Here is a 19477-nt window from a genome sequence, read left to right on the forward strand (position 1 = left end):
AGGGCCCTTTCCTTGCCTCATCCCGAACCTGAAACGAGACACCTCCCATGACGGCCGTGACCACCACACACCCTGAAACCTTCCGGCCCGCCCTGCATTACACGGCCCGAAACACGTGGCTCAATGATCCCAACGGGCTGATCCACCATCAGGGCGTGTACCACCTCTACTATCAAAACAATCCCTTCGGAAACACCTGGGGAAACATGTCCTGGGGCCACGCGACCTCGGAAAACCTCGCCGACTGGACCGAACAACCTGTCGCGATTGCCTGCGACGAGCAGGAGGACATCTTCTCCGGCAGCATCGTATTCGACAGCCAAAACAGCAGCGGGTTCGGCACCGCAACGGCGCCCCCGCTGGTAGCCGTCTACACCAGCGCCTACAAGAGAGCCTCGCCGTTGCGCGGCATCCAGGCGCAGTCACTGGCCTACAGTCTGGACGGCGGCTTCACGTGGGAAAAATACGCGGGCAATCCCGTGCTCAGCCGTAACTCGGCCAACTTCCGTGACCCAAAAGTTTTCCGCTACGACGGCGGGGCCGGCTCCTACTGGGTGATGGCGGCCGTCGAAGCCGAAGACTACAAAGTAGTCCTCTACAAGTCCGAGGACCTGAAAGCCTGGGAACACCTCAGCGATTTCGGCCCCGCCAACGCCACCGGCGGCATCTGGGAATGTCCGGACCTGTTTGCCCTGCCGATGGACGGCAATCCACAGGAGCTGAAATGGGTTCTGACGGTGAATCTGAACCCCGGCGGCCCGAACGGCGGTTCAGCCGGGCAGTACTTCACAGGAGACTTCGACGGCGTCAAATTCACCTCCGACTCCACCATCACCAGCGGGGCGCAGGACCCCGACCGCCTTCACGAGTACAACTGGCTGGACTGGGGACGGGACTATTACGCCGCCGTCTCCTTCAGCGACACCCCCGACGGCAGGCGAATCATGATCGGCTGGATGAACAACTGGGACTATGCCAATCAGATCCCGACGTCACCCTGGCGCAGCCCCATGTCTCTGCCCCGGGAACTCTCCCTGGCCACCGTTGGCGGCCGCACCAGATTAGTCCAGAATGTCGTCGAGGAAGCCGTCTGCCGCGGTGAGGTGCCAGCAGTTCAGTCCGGCCCCATCCATTTGGCCGGCGAAACACGCCCGATCCCCTCCGCCACGGGCACGGTCCAGCTCATCGAAGCCGACTTCACGGCCGGAACGGCCGAGGAATTCGGCCTCATCGTTCGTGGGAGCGGCACGGAAGGAACCCGAATCGGCATCAACCCCGCCCAGGGCCGCCTCATCCTTGACCGGACCGCCTCGGGCGACACGGGCTTCCATGATGGATTCCCTTCCGTCGACACCGCGCCAATCAACGCCCAGAACGGCCTATACAGGCTGAAGATCTACGTCGACCACTGCTCCGTTGAGGTCTTCGCCCAACACGGTGAGGTGGTGCTCACGGACCTGATCTTCCCGGACAAATCAAGCACCGGAGTCTCCATCTACGCTCACGGCGGCTCGGCAACACTCGATAGCCTGACGATCACGCCCTTGATATAGGCCCGGCCAGCTCGAAGGCCAGGTGCTTGACCGTGTGTTCACGGACAAGGCATCTGGCCGGGACACGTCCAGGCCAGAACTGTTAGAACAGGACGAATTGATGTGGCCGGCATCCACCAACCTGAGAGGTCTTGACCTATTCACAATGTAACCAACGTCTTGACTCCGTACATCTACGCGTCGATCGGCCGGATTTGGCCTGGGAAACCGAACGTACGAAGCAACTCCTTCTAGACGCCGGGGTCGCCGAGTTCAGCGCCCTAGGGCTTGCTGGTGCCCGTGTGGACCGCATTGCCTCTTCCGCGGGCGTGAACAAGGAACGCATCTACCAGTACTTCGGCAACAAGCAGCAGTTCTTCGGGGAAGTGCTGACGCGCGAGCTGGGGATTGCTATCGATGCGGTACCGATCACCGGGACCGGAATCGACGCGGTCATCGATTACGCCGGCCGGGTCTTCGACTACCAATGCGCTCACCCGGAGCTCTCGCGCCTGACCTTCTGGGAGGGACTGGAACTCGGCGCGCCGGTGGCAGAGGAACTCAGACGCGCGAGGATAGCTAGCAAGGTGGACCTTATTCTTGCCGCCGTTCCTCATCTATCGCGCGAGCAGGTAGAGGAATTACTGCTAACAGTCATGACCTTGGCCGATAGCTCCCAGGCACTCCCGAACCTCAACGCTCTTTACACGGGTGGTTCACTCCACGCTGACCCTGCCGGGGTCGCCCGCCGCGGGGCGACCGTCGCCACCGTCGTCCGAACGTGGGGCCAGTCAACCGCTGGAACCCCATCGAAGCCTTCGAGCTCGTAGCCGCTCGCTCACATGTCCCACTGCAGCCTTCACTCAAAGCCGTCCTTCAGGCTCCTGCCAAACTGGACTACACCTCAACGTGACGTCAGCTACCCCGCTCGAAAGACGTCGGAATAGGGCCCGTTTTCCTGTTTGTCTGACGCACCCACCAAAGGTCCCAGCTCTCAACCTGACACATGCGCAGTCGCGTTTGACGGTCCTCTAGCGCGACACGACACCTCGGGCCTACTCCCCTCTCGCAAGAATTCCGCGTGAATGCTGCCCCCTCGGTTGGCGTTTACCCTGCCCGAGAAACTGCCCGCCCGGGGTGCCCCAAGAGCTACACTGGCGCGCCGCCCACAGTGATGGCCACGCCGGAGTCGGGTTAGCCGACGGATACCCAACGTCACACAAAGCGACGGCATCCTGATCCGGACCGGCAACGTCCTACCCTTGACTGGTGACTTTGACTAAGATCCGGACCGCCGCCGCGAGCTCCCTCGCCGCCGCAGGCCTCCTGTTTACTCTCGCCGCCTGTTCCACGCCGGCCGCCACCCAGCCATCCACTTCTGCACCGGCTTCCCCGACTACGGCTTCATCCAGCGCCGCCGCCGGGCCCTGCGCCGGCGTGAAGGTCATCGTCGATTCGGGCGCCCTGAAGCAGGCCGCCGCTGACACGTCCGTTTGCGTGCCTGCGGACGCGCCGACTCTCGCTTCCAAGGTCCTCGACGAGGCCAAAGTGAAGACCGAGGGCACTGACCAATACCCCAAGGAACTGGTGTGCCGTGTAAACGGTGTGCCCGCCGCAGACTTCGACATCACCCACAAGGGCGGCACGTACAAGGAAGAATGCAAGAAGACGCCCGCCTCCTTTGCGTACTGGGCACTGTGGGTTAAGCCGGCCTCGGGCGCCTGGGGATACGCCCAGGAAGGCCTCGCCACCCTGAAGGTGAGCCCGGGACAGAGCGTGGAACTGCTCTTCACGGTCGACGGCGCACCGGCCGCACCCGCGGCGTGACCTTCCGACCCGCGCCGTTACGCGCAGCGGCGGCTCTCGCCGCCGTCTTCATCGCGGCGCGGGTCATCTACCGCATCCTCTTCAACGGGGCGGCCACCGGCAGCCCGGTTCTGCTCAACATACCGCCGGTGCCGCTGCCAGCCCCGTACGCTCATGTGATCCTCCTCGGTCCGGTAACGGCCCCCGGCCTGTGGGAGGCGGTCCTGTCCGCCCTTCCGATTGCCGGGATGATCCTCGGCTTCGGCATGCTCAACGCCTGGGTGGACGTGGCCCGCGGCTTCGTGCATCTGGCCCGCGGCGGCCCCCTGCAGGGCATAGCCCGGATGCTTGTGGTGGCTTGGGCGGCGCTCCCGGCGCTCTCCGACGCCGTGAACTCCGTGCGCCTGGCTTTCCGATTGCGGGGTGAACGCTTCGGGCCCCGCGCCCTTGTTCCCGTGCTCGAGCGCACCCTCGAACACGCCAGCCGGGTTGCCGCGGCCCTGGAGCTGCGCGGCTTCGGGAGCCGGGCAGCCCACCAACCCTGCCGCGGTACCGAAGCACCGGTTCTGGTCCGGGACGCACAATTCCGCATTGGTGACACGCGGGTGCGCGTCGCCGGGTTTGCGCCGCCGAGCGGCTCAATTACGGTGATTACCGGGCCGACCGGCTCCGGCAAGTCCACGATCCTGCGGGGTATCGCGGGCCTCCTCTCCCACGTCGACGGTGGAGAAGTTTCCGGCACGCTGCGCGTCGCCGGAACGGACCGTGCCACCACGCCGCCGCGCGATACCGCCCGCCTCGTCGGCGTCGTATTGCAGAATCCCCGGGCCGCATTCGCCACCACCCGGGTCCGGGACGAAATCGCCCTCGCACTTGACCTGCGAGGCCTGGCATCCGGTACCGCCAAGGCCCGGGTGCTGGAGGTCGCGGAGCGTATCGGGGTGTCGGCGCTGCTGGACCGGAATGTCAGCACCCTCTCGGCGGGTGAGGCAACGCTCGTAGCCATCGCCGCCGCAGTGGTGGAGCATCCGGCCCTCCTCCTGGTTGACGAGCCCCTGGCCGACCTCGACACCGCAGCCCGCGGACGGGTCATCGCCGTACTCAACGCCCTCGCCCGCGAAGCGGGTGTCTGCGTCATCGTGGCGGAGCACCGGGCGGAACCGCTCGTACCCGTTGCCGACTTGTGGTGGAACATCGACGACGGCGCCCTGGTGCCGGGTGTTGCGCCATCCGTGCCTACGCCCCCGGTCGTTGCCCGTCCAGCACCGGCACGGCCGGCGGGGCACGCGCCCGTGCTGACGGCGACAAAGCTCGCGGTACACCGCGGGGGCAAGCCGCTCGTCCGCAGCGCATCCCTGACCCTGGACCGCGGTGAAGTGGTTGCCCTGGTGGGGCCTAACGGTGCCGGGAAGTCCTCCCTCCTCGTGGCACTCGCCCTCGGGGAAGGCACGCGCGGTGAAGGCACATCCGGTGAAAGTACGGTCGACGGCGGCCGAGTCACCCTTGTGCCGGACGCCTCGGACGACCTCTTCACCAGGGATACCGTCGCAGCAGAGCTCCGCGCGGCAGAGCGACGCCAGGCGCGCGCCTGGCGTCGCTCAAAACAGAAAAATGCAGGCCGGCGCCGCCCGGGCAGTGACCAGCTTGCCCCGGGGCCTGCCGAACGCCTTGCCCGTTTGCGGGGCGACGTTCGGATTCCCCTTGGCTACGAGCACCCGCGGGACCTCTCTGCAGGCGAGCGAAGGATCCTTGCCATCGCCCTGCAGACCATGGACAGCCCACAGGTGCTCCTGATCGATGAGCCGACCCGCGGGCTCGATCCTGCGGCGCGCACAGCCGTCTCGGCGGCCCTGCGGGCCGCAGCGGACGCTGGTGCGGCGGTCCTGATCGCCACACACGACCTCGATTTTGCGCACGGCCTCGGCGCCCGGATCCTCCCGATGCGTGACGGCGTCGCCCCCTCATCCGGAACAGAATCCGCCCCGACCGGTGCCGCCACAGCGCAGGGCGTCACAGCACAGCGCACCGAAACAGCACAGCTCACCGCAGCACCACGGTTCATCGACCGGCAAGACATTCCCGATGCGGAAAAACGCCGCCACATCCGGATGCCACGAGCGGCGGAGCTCACGGTTCTCGCAGCTGCAAACCTTCTGGCTCTCGGTGCATTTTGCTGGCCCTTGATCGCTGCGGCCCTCCCGGAGGATGCCGCCGCGGCCGTCCCCTACGCGGCGCTGGCCATCGCACCCCTTGCCGTCGTTGCCGTCGTGGTGTCCCTGGACGGCTCGGTCCGTTCCGCACACACGGTGGCATTGCTCGGCGTCCTGGCCGCCATCGGCTCGGCGGTGCGGGTGGCCAGCACCGGCGTCGGGGGCGTGGAGGCAGTCTTTATCCTGCTGATCCTGGCCGGACGGGCCTTCGGTGCCCGTTTCGGCCTGCTCCTCGGCGCCGCGACGATCGCCGTCTCAAGCGCCTTGTGGAGTGGCATCGGCCCTTGGTCACCGTTCCAGATTTTCGCCTGTGCGTGGGTGGGTGCCGGGGCAGGCCTGCTCCCCAAACGCGTGCGCGGAAAAGCCGAGCTCTGGATGCTTTGCGGCTACGGCGTCCTGGCATCCTACGTGTTCGGCCTGCTGACCAATCTGTGGTTCTGGCCCTTCGCAGTGGGCGCCGGCACCGGCATCTCTTACGTGCCCGGCGCGCCGCTGGGCACCAATCTCTCCAGCTTCCTGCTCTATTCGCTTTTGACCTCGACGGCGGGCTGGGACACCCTGCGTGCCGTCACCACGATCATCGGAATTACTGTGGTGGGGCGGGCAATCCTCGCCGCGCTGCGGCGGGTGAAGCCGGTCTCCTGCCCGGGCGGAAGCGCCGGCGGCCAAGCCGCGCGGGCACAATCCTCCCGGACCAGGGACCGGCGTCAGCTCACACCTTGAAGTACTTCGCCTCCGGGTGGTGGAACACGAAGGCGTCGGTGGACTGTTCAGGGTGCAGCATCAGCTCGTCGCTCAGGACCACACCCATCCGCTCGGGATGCAGCAACTCCACCACCTTGCGGCGGTCCTCCATGTCCGGGCACGCGGGGTAGCCGAGCGAGAACCGCGCACCGCGGTAATCGAGCTTGAACAGGCCGGCCTTGTCCTTGGGGTCCTCGGCGGCGAAGCCCAGCTCCGAGCGGATGCGTGCGTGCCAGAACTCGGCGAGTGCCTCGGTGAGCTGCATGACCAGGCCGTTGAGCTCGTAGTAGTCGCGGTAGTGGTCGCCGGCGAAGAGCTTGGCGGTCACCTGGTCGACGTTGCCGCCGGCGGTGACCAACTGCACGGGCAGGACGTCGACCTGCCCCGATTCGCGCGAGCGCACAAAGTCGGCGAGGCACAGGTGCCGGTCGCGGCGCTGGCGCGGGAAATCGAAACGCAGCCGCTCGGTGCCGAGCGGACCGCCTGATCCGCCGTCGGGGGCGAGCAGGCCCGGGGTGCCGAGGACGCCGTCGCGGTCCTCTCCGTGGTGCAGCACCACCACCTGTTCCCCCTCGGAGACCACCGGGAAGTAGCCGTACGCGACGGACGCATCGAGCATTCCCTCGCCGAGGATGCGGTCCATCCAGTACCGCAGGCGCGGCCGGCCCTCGCGTTCCACCAGTTCCTCGTAGGAGGCGCCGTCCTCGCCGCGGCCGGGCTTGAGCCCCCACTGCCCCATGAAGGTGGCGCGCTCGTCGAGGAAAGCACCGAAGTCGTGGAGCGAGACGCCGCGCACGATGCGCGTGCCCCAGAACGGCGGCGAAGGAACGTGGTTGTCGGCGGCGACGTCGGAACGCCCGGGCATGGCCTCCGGCTCGGTCAGAGTGACCTTCGCACCCGTCCGGTGGAGGCGCTTCTTCAGGGGCGGAAGACCGACGGCGTCCGGCGCCTCACCGCGCGCAACGCGCACCAGCGGTTCCATGAGGGACAAGCCTTCGAAGGCGTCCTTCGCGTAGCGCACCTCGCCGTCGAACTGGCCTGCCAGGTCCTGCTCGACGTAGGCACGGGTCAGGGCTGCGCCACCGAGGATGATCGGCCACTTCTTCCCGAGGCCACGGGACTGCAGCTCCGCAAGGTTCTCCTTCATCACCACCGTGGATTTCACGAGCAGGCCGGACATGCCGATCACGTCGGCGTCGTGTTCCTCGGCCGCGGCGATGATGTCGGCGATCGGCTGCTTGATGCCAAGGTTGATCACCTTGTAGCCGTTGTTGGTAAGGATGATGTCCACCAGGTTCTTGCCGATGTCGTGCACATCGCCGCGCACGGTGGCGATCACCATGGTGCCCTTGCCCGAAGCATCCGACTTCTCCATGTGCGGCTCGAGCAGTGCCACCGCGGTCTTCATCACCTCCGCGGACTGCAGCACGAACGGCAGCTGCATCTCGCCTGCACCGAAGCGCTCGCCCACCACCTTCATGCCCTCGAGCAGGTAGTCGTTGATGATGCCGAGCGGCGTCAGTCCTTCGGCGCGGGCCAGGTCCAGGTCCTCTTCCAGGCCCTTGCCTTCGCCGTCGATGATGCGCCGCTCCAGGCGCTCCCCGGTGGGCAGCGCCGCGAGTTCCGCCGCGCGCTGGTCCTTTAGCGCTGCGGTGTCGACGCCGGCGAACAGGTCCAGCATGCTGGCCAGCGGGTCGTACGTCAGGTTGCCTTCGGCGTCGTATTCGCGGCGGTCCCAGACGAGGTCCAGAGCCACCTTGCGCTGGTCCTCCGGGAGTGAAGCAAGCGGCACGATTTTGGCCGCGTCGATAATGCCGCTGGTCAGGCCCGCCTGCACGGCCTCGTGCAGGAACACCGAGTTCAGGACGATGCGCGCCGCCGGGTTCAGGCCGAAGGACACGTTCGAGACGCCGAGGGTGGTTTGGATGCCGGGGTACTTCGTGGTGATCTGGCGGATGGCTTCGATCGTTTCGATGGCGTCCCGGCGGGTTTCTTCCTGGCCGGTGGCGATGGGGAAGGTCAGGGCGTCGACGATGATGTCTTCGACGCGCATCCCCCATTCGCCCACCAGGGCGTCGACGAGGCGCGAGGCGATGGCCACCTTGCCGTCGGTGGTGCGCGCCTGGCCGTGCTCGTCGATGGTCAGGGCGATCACTGCGGTGCCATGTTCCTTCACGAGCGGCATGATGCGGGCGAAGCGGCTGTCAGGGCCGTCGCCGTCCTCGTAGTTGACGGAGTTGACCACCGGGCGTCCGCCGATGTGTTCGAGCCCGGCCTGCAGGACGGGCGGTTCGGTGGAGTCAATGACGAGCGGGAGGGTGGAGGCCGAGGCGAAACGTGAGACGACCTCCTTGATGTCGGCCACGCCGTCGCGCCCCACGTAGTCAATGCACACATCGAGCAGGTGCGCGCCGACGCGGACCTGCTCGCGGGCGATGTCGACGCAGTCGTCCCAGCGCTCGTCAAGCATCGCCTGGCGGAACGCCTTCGAACCGTTCGCGTTGGTACGCTCGCCAATGGCGAGGTAGGCAGACTCCTGGTCGAAATTCACGTGATGGTAGAGGGAAGCGATGCCTGCTTCGCGCTCGGTGGGAAGGCGGCCACCGTCGGCGCCCCTCCCGCCGGTGGTGACCGGGGCTGCGGTGCGGAAGGGCGCAAGACGTTCGACGACGGCGGCCATGTGTTCCGGCGTCGTACCGCAGCATCCGCCCACGAGGCCCAGGCCGAATTCCCGCACAAACTGCTCGTGCGAGGTGGCGAGTTCGGAAGGCGACAGCGGATAGTGCGCGCCGTCGGCGGTGAGGACCGGCAGGCCTGCGTTGGGCATGCAGGCGATCGCGACGGAGGACTGCTTGGACAGGTGGCGCAGGTGCTCGCTCATCTCATCGGGCCCCGTGGCACAGTTCAGGCCGATGGCATCCACGCCGAGCGGCTCGAGCGCGGTGAGCGCCGCGCCGATCTCGGATCCCATCAGCATGGTTCCGGTGGTCTCGACAGTCACCTCGACGAAGATTGGAAGCCGGACGCCGCGGGCCACGATCGCCTGCTTGCAACCGTTGACCGCGGCTTTGGTCTGCAGGAGGTCCTGGCTCGTTTCGATGAGGAAGGCATCGGCTCCCCCGTCGATGAGCCCCTCGGCCTGCAGGGCGAATGTCTGCTTGAGGTAGCCGTAGCTGGTGTGCCCGAGGCTGGGGAGCTTGGTGCCCGGCCCCATCGAGCCCAGGACCCACCGCATTCGTCCGTCTGTTTTTTCTGCCGCTTCGGCGCGGTCGCGGGCGATTTCGGCGCCCTTGCGGGCGAGCTCTTCGATGCGGTCGTCGATGCCGTAGTCGGAGAGGTTTGACCAGTTCGCGCCGAAGGTGTTGGTTTCGACTGCGTCGATGCCTGTGGCGAAGTAGGCGTCATGGATGTCCCCGATGATATCGGGGCGCGTGTCATTCAGGATCTCGTTGCAGCCCTCGAGGTTCTGAAAGTCGGCCTCGAGCGACAGTTCCCGGTCCTGCAACATGGTACCCATCGCACCATCGGCAATGACGACCCGTTGGTTCACAGCATCCAGAAGCGCCTGGGAGCGAACAGGACGGGGGACGGAGTCTATATCAAGCGCAAAACGAGGCATGTAAACAGACTACGGCCGGGGTCCGTAACAGTGCGCCGTATTTCCAAAGTGCTACGACGGCGGATGACCGCTTGAAGAACCAGTTACTTGTATTACAAGTAACTAACTTATATCCTAGGCAAGCGGGCAATGCCGCCCTACTTCCCAAGGAGAATCCATTGAGCACCGTCGATCTCATCCGGCACGTCAAACTTTCCACCGCACGCCTCCCGCTGGCCGTCCCGATCAGCGACGCCAAGGTGTTCACGGGCCGCCAGAAGCCCATGACGGAGGTCGTTTTCCTTTTCGCCGAGATCACCACGGAGCAGGGCCACACCGGCCTCGGCTTCAGCTACTCCAAGCGCGCCGGCGGTCCCGCCCAGTTCGCCCACGCCAAGGAAGTTGCCGAAGGAATCATTGGCGAGGACCCCAACGACATCGGCAAGCTCTACACCAAGCTGCTCTGGTCCGGCGCCTCGGTGGGCCGCTCGGGCGTCGCCACCCAGGCTCTCGCCGCCATCGACATCGCACTGTACGACCTCAAGGCCAAGCGCGCCGGGCTGCCCCTGGCCAAGCTCCTGGGCTCCTACCGCGACTCCGTCCAGACTTACAACACCTCCGGCGGCTTCCTGAACGCCACCCTCGACGAGGTGAAGGCCCGCGCCACGCAGTCCGTCGAAGAGGGCATCGGTGGCATCAAGATCAAGGTTGGACTCCCGGACACCAAGGAGGACCTGCGCCGTGTGGCGGGCATCCGCGAGCACATCGGATGGGACGTACCCCTCATGGTCGACGCCAACCAGCAGTGGGACCGCGCCACGGCACTGCGCATGGGCCGCCAGCTCGAGGAATTCAACCTCATCTGGATCGAAGAGCCGCTGGACGCCTACGACTTCGAGGGCCACGCGCACCTCGCCCAGGTCCTGGACACCCCCATCGCCACCGGCGAAATGCTCGCCTCCGTGGCCGAGCACAAGGGCCTCATCGCCGCCAACGGCTGCGACATCATCCAGCCCGACGCCCCGCGCGTCGGCGGCATCACCCAATTCCTTCGGCTGGCAGCCCTCGCCGACGAACGCGGACTGGGCCTGGCGCCGCACTTCGCGATGGAAATCCACCTGCATCTGGCTGCCGCCTACCCGCGCGAACCGTGGGTGGAGCACTTCGACTGGCTGGACCCGCTGTTCAACGAGCGCCTCGAGACCAAGGACGGCCGGATGATCGTTCCGGACCGCCCCGGCCTCGGCGTCAGCCTCAGCGACCAGGCCCGTGCGTGGACCACCGAAACCGCGGAATTCGGCGCGTAACCTTGAACCCATGAGCCGGAACCTGACCGCGGACCTCGCCGCCGATCTTCGCACCCGCATTGTGGACGGCGTCATCCAGCCCGGTGAGAAGCTTCCGAGCGAAAACACTCTCATCGGTGAGTTCGGCGTCAGCCGGACGGTGGTCCGGTCCGCGCTCACGCGCCTCCAGGCAGAGGGACTCGTGGAAACCGAACGGGGGCGGGGCAGCTTTGCGCTGACCCCGCCCCCGGCGGGTCCGACGTCGGGCCAGCCCACCAGGGCTGTGGTCACGGCCGAGGACCGGCTGCATCTGTTGGAATTCCGGATAGGCGTGGAAACTGAAGCGGCAGCCCTGGCTGCCGGAAACCGGACGGAGCGGCAACTGAACGCCCTGCGGCAGGCGCTGGCGGAGTTCACTGACAGCGTGGAGCACCCTGCCCATGCGATGAAGGCGGACTTTGAGTTCCACAAAGCCGTCGCCGCAGCCTCGGGAAACCCCTTTTACACCGACTGCCTCACAGCGCTGGGCCAGACGATGATCGCGATGCCGCGCACGCGGCTGATGACCGGCGTCGAGCACTATGCACGGGACCACTTCGAACAGGTGGTCCACGAACACGGGTCCATTTTTGCGGCCATTGCGGACAGCGATGGCGCGGCAGCGTCCGCGGCGATGCGAAATCACCTGGCCAACTCCCGGCGCAGGCTCCGGGCCGGACGGGACTAAGGGCCCCGGATCACGCCCCGCCGGCCGCGGGCTGGCCGCGCCGCTCACTTCCGGGCGAGCCAGCCGATTCAGGCGACCCAATCAGTTCCAGAAGCCTCAAAACCGCTGGGTTGGCCGTCTCTTCATTCCACGCGAGCTCCAGTTCCACGCGGTTCAGCTCCTGCACGCCGTTCCGTCCGTCGATCTCGTGGAATTCCACGCCCGGTGGGGCAAATGCCATGGCCGAGGCAGGAACTAGCGTCACTCCCAGCCCCGCTTGGACGAAGGCGAGGAGCGCCGGAACCTGGCTGGCGTACTGGGTGGTGTTGGCATGTGCTCCGGCGCTGGCGAACAACCGCAACACCAGGTCGTGGAAGTAGCGGGCCTCCTTGGTGGAGTACATGAGCAGGGGCAGCCTGTCCAGGTATCCAAGCGGCAGCGGCTCGCCGTCGCGCCCAACCATGTTGCCCAGCAGCGAACTGCCTTCGGGCAGCGCCACCACCAGGCGGTCCTGCATCAGCGGCCGGGACACCACACCGGGCCGGGCCACGATGGGGCGCAGCAGGCCGATGTCCACGTTCCCTTTCACCAGCCCGTCCATCTGGTCCGTCGAGACAAGTTCCCGAAGCACGAAAGACACCCTGGGCATGTTCTCGGCCGCAAGGCGCAGCATCAGCGGCAGCGCACTATGCCCGGCTATCGCCGTGTAGCCGACCGTAATGGTGCCTGCCTGGCCTGACGAGACCCGGCGGACGTCCAGATCGGTCTTGATGCACATGTCCAGGATCTGGCGTGCCCTCGGCAGCAGCGTGGCACCCGCTGCGGTGAGCTCCACCTTCCGGCTGGTCCGGCCGAAAAGCTGGGCACCCAGCTTCTTCTCGAGCATCTGGATCTGGCGGCTCAGGGGCGGCTGCGTCATGTTGAGCCGCTCCGCCGCAGCGCCGAAGTGCAGTTCTTCAGCAACGGCCACGAACGCCTCTAGCTGGGGTAGCGAAAACATCCATACCTTTACTGAATTATCGAGTGCAGAAATTAGCTTGGACTTGTATTGATGACTCCCCTTATGGTCGTGAACAAAGCAGCTTTTATCAACCCCCACGGGCCGAAAAGCTCAGCCCACCCAAGGAGCACAGCGCAGTGAACCAGGCATGCGAACCCGCCCAGCGCGTCAACCAGGCAAATCTCAACCAGGCCAGGATCACCGGCGTCTCCATCACGCCAGTGGCCTTCAAGGATCCGCCCCTGCTCAACACCGTGGGCGTGCACGAGCCGTTCGCGCTGCGGGCCATCGTCGAGGTGCAGACGGACGCCGGCGTCTCGGGCTTCGGCGAGACCTACGGCGATGCCGGCCACCTCGCACGCCTCCAGTTGGCAGCCTCCGTCCTGCCGGGGACGGACGTGTTCAACATCAACGCGTTGCGCAGCAGGATCGCCCAGGCACTGGAGCAGGACACCGTCCAGGGCGGCCACGGCATGGGCGGCATGGTCACGGGCTCGAGCACCGCTGACCGCGTGCTGTCCGCCTTCGACGTCGCCGCCCTGGACATCCAGGGCAAGCTGCTGGGCCTGCCCGTCAGCGACCTGCTGGGAGGCGCCGTCCGCGGGTCCGTCCAGTTCAGCGGCTACCTGTTCTACAAGTGGGCAGGTCACCCGGGCCAGGCCGACGACAGTTGGGACGCCGCGCTGGACCCCGCAGGAATTGTTCAGCAAGCCCGGACAATGGTGGACAGCTACGGCTTCAGCGCGCTGAAGCTGAAGGCAGGCGTCTTCCCGCCGGAGGAAGAGATTGCCGCCATCCAGGCGCTGAGGGTTGAATTCCCCGGCATGCCGCTCCGCATCGACCCCAACGGCGCGTGGACGGTGGAGACCTCCATCCGGGTGGGCAAGGAACTGCACGGGGTCCTTGAGTACCTCGAAGACCCGACGCCGGGCATTGAAGGCATGGCGGCCGTCCGCCGCGAGGTAGGGATGCCCCTGGCAACGAACATGTGCGTGGTCAGCTTCGCCGATGTTGCCCCCGCCGTGGCCGCCGGCGCCGTCGACGTTATCCTCTCGGACCACCACTTCTGGGGCGGCCTGCGGCGGACCCAGTCCCTCGCCGGCATCACTGAGACGTTCGGCCTGGGACTGTCCATGCACTCAAACTCCCATCTGGGCATCAGCCTCGCCGCCATGGTCCACCTCGCGGCTGCCACCCCCAACCTCGACTATGCGTGCGACACGCATTGGCCTTGGAAGGACTCCTCCGAGGACGTCATTGCCGACGGCGTGTTCACGTTTACGGACGGTGCCGTGCAGGTCCCCACCGGTCCTGGGCTCGGAGTGGAAGTCGACCGTGACGCCCTGGAACGCCTGCACCGCCAGTACCTGGAGTGCGGGCTCAGGAGCCGGGATGACACCGGCTATATGAAGCGGCTCCACCCGTCGTACGAGCTCCAAAGCCCCCGGTGGTGACGGCGGGGGCTGGCTCGTCGGCCATGGAATCCCTGAGGATTGTGGTCACCGACCCCATCATCAGCCGCTTTTCTGACCAATTAACGGCCGACGGCGGCACTCACTACTGGGATATGGCGGCGGCTTGGACTCCGGAACGCCGGCTTGACGCGCTGGCGGGGGCCGACGTCGTCGTCTGTTCCTCCCTCAGCCCCGTGGAGGCCCAGACGGCCTCCCGGGTGCGCCTGGTCCACGTCACCGGCGCCGGCTACGACAAGATCTGCTTCCCCCGGCTGGCGCCCCCGGCCCTGGTGGCCAACACCTTCCACCACGCGCGGCCCATCGCGGAGCATGTCCTCATGGTCACCCTGATGCTGTCGCGCAACGCTGCCGTTGCCGAGCGCGCGCTCCGGCGAGGAGAGTGGCGAACCATCGCCACGGACGCCGACGTGCCTTTCCATCCCATCCTTGCCGACCTGACGCTGGGGCTGGTGGGCCTGGGTTCCATCGGCGCCGAGGTGGCCCGCGTGGCGGGCTCGCTGGGGATGAAGGTCCGGGCCGTTCGGCGGAACCCGGCAGCTTCCCTTCCTGACGGCGTCCGGCTCGACTGGGTGGGCGGGGACGGGCAGCTCCATGAGCTGCTGGCCGCGTCCGACGTCGTCGTGGTCACGGTGCCGCTGGATGCCGGTACGAAGGGGATGATCGGTGCAGCAGAACTGTCTGCCATGAAGGCAACAGGACTGCTCATCAACGTGGCGCGGGGCGCCGTGGTGGACCAGTCCGCGCTCTACGCGGCGCTTAGGGAAGGGCGCATCGCCGGGGCCGGCATCGACGTCTGGTGGGGTTTGCCGGCGGACGGCGCGGTCCCGCCCGCCGAGCTGCCTTTTGCGGAACTGCAGAATACGGTGCTCACACCGCACCATTCCGGGCATGCGCGCATCACGTTCGAGCGCCGGGCGGACGACATTGCCGCCAATATCGCCCGGCTTGCCCGCGGCGAGGACCTGGTGAACCTGGTGGCCCGTCCCGCTACAGAACCAGCAGTATTGCCGGCTGCACAATAAGCAGCACGCTTATACCGAAACTTCCCCGGCGATGACGGCGTACTCTGCACCCGTCACAAGGCGGTGGCCGCGGCGCCGGTGAGCCCCTTGATGGAATCGAGCGGGAAGTGGCACTCCGCGACGTGCCGGGTGCCGTCGGGGGCCGCCAGAACCTGCGGTTCCGGCGGTACTTCGGCACAGATGTCCTGCGCCTTCCAGCACCTGGTCCGGAAGCGGCAGCCCGACGGCGGATCCAGCGGCGAGGGCAGCTCGCCGCGGAGAACGATCCTGTCCCGCGGCGTTCCGCTGACGTCCAGCTTGGGGGACGCCGACATCAGGGCCGCGGTGTAGGGATGTTTGGGGTGGTCAAAGACCTCCTCTGTGGCGCCGGATTCGATGATGCGCCCGAGGTACATCACGGCCACCCGGTCCGCCACATGCCGGACCACCGTCAGGTCGTGCGAGATGAAGATGTAGGAAACGCCAAGTTCCTTCTGGAGCTCATTGAGCAGGTTCAGGACTTGCGCCTGGACGGAAAGGTCAAGGGCGGACACTGGCTCGTCGAGGATGATGACGTCCGGGTTGAGCGCCAACGCCCGGGCGATGCCAATGCGCTGGCGCTGGCCGCCGGAGAACTCCTGGGGCGACTTGCGGGCATCGGAGGGACGCAGCCCCACCATGTGCAGCAGTTCGCGGACCCGGGCGTCGCGTGCCCTCGACGTCGGATACAGGCTGCGGTGGGTGGCCCATGGTTCGGCGATGATGTCGGCGGCGTTCATGCGGGCGTTCAGCGAGGCAAAGGGGTCCTGGAAGACCATCTGCACCCGCCGCCGCCAGTTCAGCAGTTCCTTGCCGCGGAGACCAAACGGGTTGGTACCTTCAAACGTCACGGTTCCTTCGTCGGGCGTTTCCAGCATCATCAGGGTCCGCGCCAGGGTGGACTTGCCGCAGCCGGACTCGCCGACAAGGCCGAGCGTTTCCCCGCGGCCCACTGTCAGGCGGATACCGTCCAGGGCCTTGAGCCGGGTGTTGCCGCTGGCGCTCTTGGCAACGTGGAAAGTCTTGGTCAGGCCGTCAATGGCCAGAAGCGGCTCAGGCATTGGTGATCTCCTCGCTGAAGTGGCAGGCGGCGGTGCGTGTGGGTGAGTTATCAACTGCCCGCAGGGCGGGCCGCTCGGCCCGGCAGATGTCCTGGACCAGCGGGCAGCGCGACTGGTAGACGCAGCCCGCCGGGATGTGGTGGAGCTCGGGCGGGCTGCCGGGGATGGATTTCAGCTGGGCGCCGCGCTCCAGGTGGACGGGCACTGATTCGAGCAGCCCTTTTGTATAGGGATGCCGGGGGTCGGCGAAAACCTCGGACACCGGTCCGCTTTCCACCACGTTGCCGGCATACATCACTGCCACGGAGTCCGCTTCCTCCGCGACCACCGCCAGGTCGTGGGTGATGAGAATGACGGCCATCTGGCCCTCTTCGCGCAGCGTCCGGAGAAGTTGCATGATCTGGGCCTGGACGGTGACGTCCAGCGCGGTGGTGGGTTCATCGGCGATCAGCAAGCGCGGATTGAGGGCCACGGCCATCGCGATGAGAATGCGCTGGCGCATGCCGCCGGAGAACTGGTGGGGGTAGGAGTTGACCCGTGATTCGGGTTCGGGGATGCCCACCCGCTTCATGAGGTCGATCGCCTCAAGCCGTGCCTGCTTTGCATTCAGGCCGCGGTGGATGCGGAAGGCCTCGCCCAGCTGGGTTCCTACTGTATATACGGGGTTCAATGCGGTCAGGGCGTCCTGGAAGACGATGCCCAGGCCGGGGCCGGCGAACTTGAGCCGTTCCTTGGGGCTGAGGGCGGCGAGGTCGGTGCCGTTGAGGAGGATCTGGCCGTCGGCCAGGTCGCAGACAGGGTCCATGATGCCGGCCAGTGCCTTGGCTGTCATGGATTTACCGCAGCCGGATTCCCCGAGCAGGGCCAGGGTTTCTCCGGCGCGGGCCTCGAATCGCACGCTGTTCACGGCGCGGACGGTGCCGCGGTGGGTGCGTATGTCCACGGCGAGGTCGCGGACCTGCAGGACGACGTCGCGGGCTTTTGCCTGCACGGCGGGCGTGCCGGCGGTGACGGGGCACTTGCTGGACGCTTGTTCGGCAGCTGTTTTCACGGCTGGGTCTCCTTCACTGGAATGCGGGCGATCAGCCGCTTGCGGGGAAGGGCCAGGCGCCAGCGCTGGGCCGGGTCGGTGGCGATTCGGAGCCAGGCGGCGAGGACGTTGGCGGCTATGGTGGTGACCACGATGGCGGCGCCGGGGAAGATGGACAGCCACCATGCGGTCTGCAGGTACTGCCGGCCCTGGGAGACCATGAGGCCCCAACTGACGTCCGGCGGCTGGATTCCGATGCCAAGGAAGCTCAGCGAGGATTCGGCGAGCATCACGTAGCAGAACTCGAGGGTGGCCAGCGTGAGCAGGGTCGGCAGTACCACCGGGATGACGTGCCGGACGATGATGGCGCTGGGCTTGGCCCCGAACGTCCGGGCAGCATCCACAAACGTCCGGCTCTGGAGCTCCGCCGATTCAGCGCGGGCGGTGCGCAGATATATAGGAAGGCGGGTGAGGGCCAGGATCAGCACGATGTTCGCGGCGCTGGGGCTGAAAACATAAAGCACGACGACGGCGAGCAGCAGGGAGGGGAAGCTCATGATGACATCCGCGATGCGCATGGAGACGTTCTCCCGCCAGCCGCGGTGGTAGCCGGCCCAGACACCCCACAGGGAACCGATGACCAGGGCGACCGCCACGGCGGGCACGGCGACCGACAGGGTGGTGCGGCTGGCCACCACCAGCCGGGCCAGCATGCTCCGGCCGAGCGAATCGCTGCCGAGGAAGTACTCCCAGCCGTGCGCAAACGTGAACGGTGCCTTGTTGGCGAACAACAGGTTCTGTCTGGTGGCCAGGTCGCCCATCAGGGCGGGGCCCAGGATCGCAGTCAGGCCAACGAACACGAGGATCACCGCCGAGACGGTGGCGAAGCGGTCCTTGAGCAGGAGCCGGAACAGGTTCAGCTTCCCGTCCTGCTTGCTTTCCTTGCCGGCTTTGTTGCTGCCCTCTGGTTGCTGGGTATCCGCCGGCAGCTGCTCCGCGGCCGCCCCCTCAGTCAATGAACTCTGCATGGCTACTCCTAAGCCTTTACCGTGATGGGACGGACGCGCGCGTCCAGTAGCGCATAGCCCATGTCGATGAGGATATTCAGGGCGAAGATTGCGACGGCGGTGAGCAGGACGGCTGCCTGCAGGACGGCAAAGTCGCGCTGCAGGATCGAATCGATCATGAGCTTTCCAATGCCAGGCCAGCCGAAGATGGTCTCCACCACGACGGCGCCGTTGACCAGTCCCACGGTCAGGTCGCCGGCCACGGTCAGCGCCGGGGCCGCCGCGTTGCGCAGCGCGTGGTGAGTGACCACCCGGAGCTCACCGGCCCCGCGGCTGCGGGCCAGCTTGATGTAGGGCTCCGAGAGCGCGGACACCATGGAGCCGCGGACGATCTGGACCAGCACACCGAATGGCCGCAGGAGCAGGGTGGCGATGGGCAGCACCCAGGAGCCGGCTCCCGACACACCCGATGTCGGCAGCCAGCCCAGGGTGATGGCGAACACCCAGATACCCACGATGGCCAGCCAGAAGTCCGGGATCGAAGCCGCAGCCATGGAGACAAAACTTGAGATCCGGTCCGCGATGCCGTTTGGCTTCAACGCGGCCCAGCACCCCACCACGAGTGCCAGCAGCACGGCCAGCACCATGGTGGTGGTGGCCAGCTGCAGGGTGGCGGGGAAGGCGCGAAGTGCCATGGCGGCGGCGTCCTGCCCGGTGCGCAATGAGTGCCCGAAATCGAGGCGGAACACCCCACCGAAGTACTCGGCCATCTGTACCAGCAGCGGCTGGTCCAGGCCGTTGCGCGCGCTGAAGTCGTCGCGCATCTGTTGGGTTGCGTTCAGGGGCAGGTAAAGGCTGGCGGGATTTCCCGTCATCCTGGCCAGGGCGAACACCCCGACGATCACCACCACCAGCGGCAGCGCGCTGGAGACAATCCGCTTTCTCAAGTAGATCAGCATGGCTGTCCTTCTCTCCCGGACGT

Annotated in this window: 14 protein-coding genes and 1 pseudogene; 9 read left to right on the forward strand and 6 right to left on the reverse strand. The window is 66.5% G+C overall.

Features of this window, described 5'->3' with window-relative positions; translation table 11 throughout:
* Positions 1–47 precede the first annotated feature (47 nt).
* From AC1DFE_RS02775 to AC1DFE_RS02795, 5 genes and pseudogenes are all read left to right on the forward strand, one after another.
* On the forward strand, positions 48–1553 hold the full coding sequence (locus tag AC1DFE_RS02775) for a glycoside hydrolase family 32 protein (RefSeq protein ID WP_476904396.1): 1506 nt from the start codon (positions 48–50) through the stop codon (positions 1551–1553).
* Between the two features lie 7 nt (positions 1554–1560).
* Positions 1561–1641, forward strand: a pseudogene (locus AC1DFE_RS02780) (recombinase family protein); the annotation flags it as partial.
* A gap of 106 nt (positions 1642–1747) precedes the next feature.
* A complete protein-coding gene (locus tag AC1DFE_RS02785; protein WP_476904397.1) occupies positions 1748–2362 on the forward strand; it encodes a TetR/AcrR family transcriptional regulator in 615 nt (204 codons plus the stop codon).
* A gap of 439 nt (positions 2363–2801) precedes the next feature.
* Positions 2802–3359 (forward strand): hypothetical protein, encoded by a 558-nt coding sequence (locus tag AC1DFE_RS02790; RefSeq protein ID WP_476904398.1) that lies wholly within the window; start codon positions 2802–2804, stop codon positions 3357–3359.
* Positions 3356–6271, forward strand: coding sequence for an ATP-binding cassette domain-containing protein (locus AC1DFE_RS02795; protein WP_476904399.1), 2916 nt, complete (start codon positions 3356–3358; stop codon positions 6269–6271). Before AC1DFE_RS02790 ends, AC1DFE_RS02795 begins: the two co-directional genes overlap by 4 nt.
* Here AC1DFE_RS02795 and metH read toward each other — a convergent pair.
* Positions 6261–9911 carry a methionine synthase gene (gene metH, locus AC1DFE_RS02800; RefSeq protein ID WP_476904400.1) on the reverse strand — a complete coding sequence of 1217 codons (3651 nt, stop codon included), beginning with the start codon at positions 9909–9911 and terminating at the stop codon, positions 6261–6263. The two genes, AC1DFE_RS02795 and metH, sit on opposite strands and share 11 nt — an antisense overlap.
* A 158-nt stretch (positions 9912–10069) precedes the next feature.
* Here metH and AC1DFE_RS02805 point away from each other — a divergent pair, with 158 nt between their 5' ends.
* On the forward strand, positions 10070–11197 hold the full coding sequence (locus tag AC1DFE_RS02805; protein WP_190606351.1) for an L-talarate/galactarate dehydratase: 1128 nt from the start codon (positions 10070–10072) through the stop codon (positions 11195–11197).
* A 10-nt stretch (positions 11198–11207) separates the two neighbouring features.
* On the forward strand, positions 11208–11903 hold the full coding sequence (locus AC1DFE_RS02810) for a FadR/GntR family transcriptional regulator (protein ID WP_190606348.1): 696 nt from the start codon (positions 11208–11210) through the stop codon (positions 11901–11903).
* A 10-nt stretch (positions 11904–11913) separates the two neighbouring features.
* Here AC1DFE_RS02810 and AC1DFE_RS02815 read toward each other — a convergent pair whose 3' ends face one another.
* Complete coding sequence (locus tag AC1DFE_RS02815; protein WP_190606346.1) at positions 11914–12882, reverse strand: LysR family transcriptional regulator; 969 nt, start codon at positions 12880–12882, stop codon at positions 11914–11916.
* Between the two features lie 137 nt (positions 12883–13019).
* Between AC1DFE_RS02815 and AC1DFE_RS02820 the strand changes: the two genes are divergently transcribed.
* Positions 13020–14336: a glucarate dehydratase family protein gene (locus tag AC1DFE_RS02820; protein WP_476904401.1), complete on the forward strand. Its 1317-nt coding sequence runs from the start codon at positions 13020–13022 to the stop codon at positions 14334–14336.
* Positions 14337–14359: 23 nt separating this feature from the next.
* Positions 14360–15379 carry a 2-hydroxyacid dehydrogenase gene (locus AC1DFE_RS02825; RefSeq protein WP_476904402.1) on the forward strand — a complete coding sequence of 340 codons (1020 nt, stop codon included), beginning with the start codon at positions 14360–14362 and terminating at the stop codon, positions 15377–15379.
* A 53-nt stretch (positions 15380–15432) separates the two neighbouring features.
* On the opposite strand, the gene AC1DFE_RS02830 is transcribed toward AC1DFE_RS02825, so the two are convergent.
* The 4 genes from AC1DFE_RS02830 to AC1DFE_RS02845 are packed head-to-tail and all read right to left on the reverse strand — an operon-like array spanning position 15433 to position 19454.
* Positions 15433–16458, reverse strand: coding sequence for an ABC transporter ATP-binding protein (locus AC1DFE_RS02830; protein WP_190606343.1), 1026 nt, complete (start codon positions 16456–16458; stop codon positions 15433–15435).
* Positions 16451–17509: an ABC transporter ATP-binding protein gene (locus AC1DFE_RS02835; protein WP_311764365.1), complete on the reverse strand. Its 1059-nt coding sequence runs from the start codon at positions 17507–17509 to the stop codon at positions 16451–16453. Before AC1DFE_RS02835 ends, AC1DFE_RS02830 begins: the two co-directional genes overlap by 8 nt.
* Positions 17506–18516, reverse strand: coding sequence for an ABC transporter permease (locus AC1DFE_RS02840; protein ID WP_476904403.1), 1011 nt, complete (start codon positions 18514–18516; stop codon positions 17506–17508). Before AC1DFE_RS02840 ends, AC1DFE_RS02835 begins: the two co-directional genes overlap by 4 nt.
* Positions 18517–18524: 8 nt before the next feature.
* Positions 18525–19454: an ABC transporter permease gene (locus tag AC1DFE_RS02845; protein ID WP_476904404.1), complete on the reverse strand. Its 930-nt coding sequence runs from the start codon at positions 19452–19454 to the stop codon at positions 18525–18527.
* Between the last annotated feature and the right edge of the window lie 23 nt (positions 19455–19477).

This window comes from Arthrobacter sp. 05T423, from assembly GCF_056396245.1.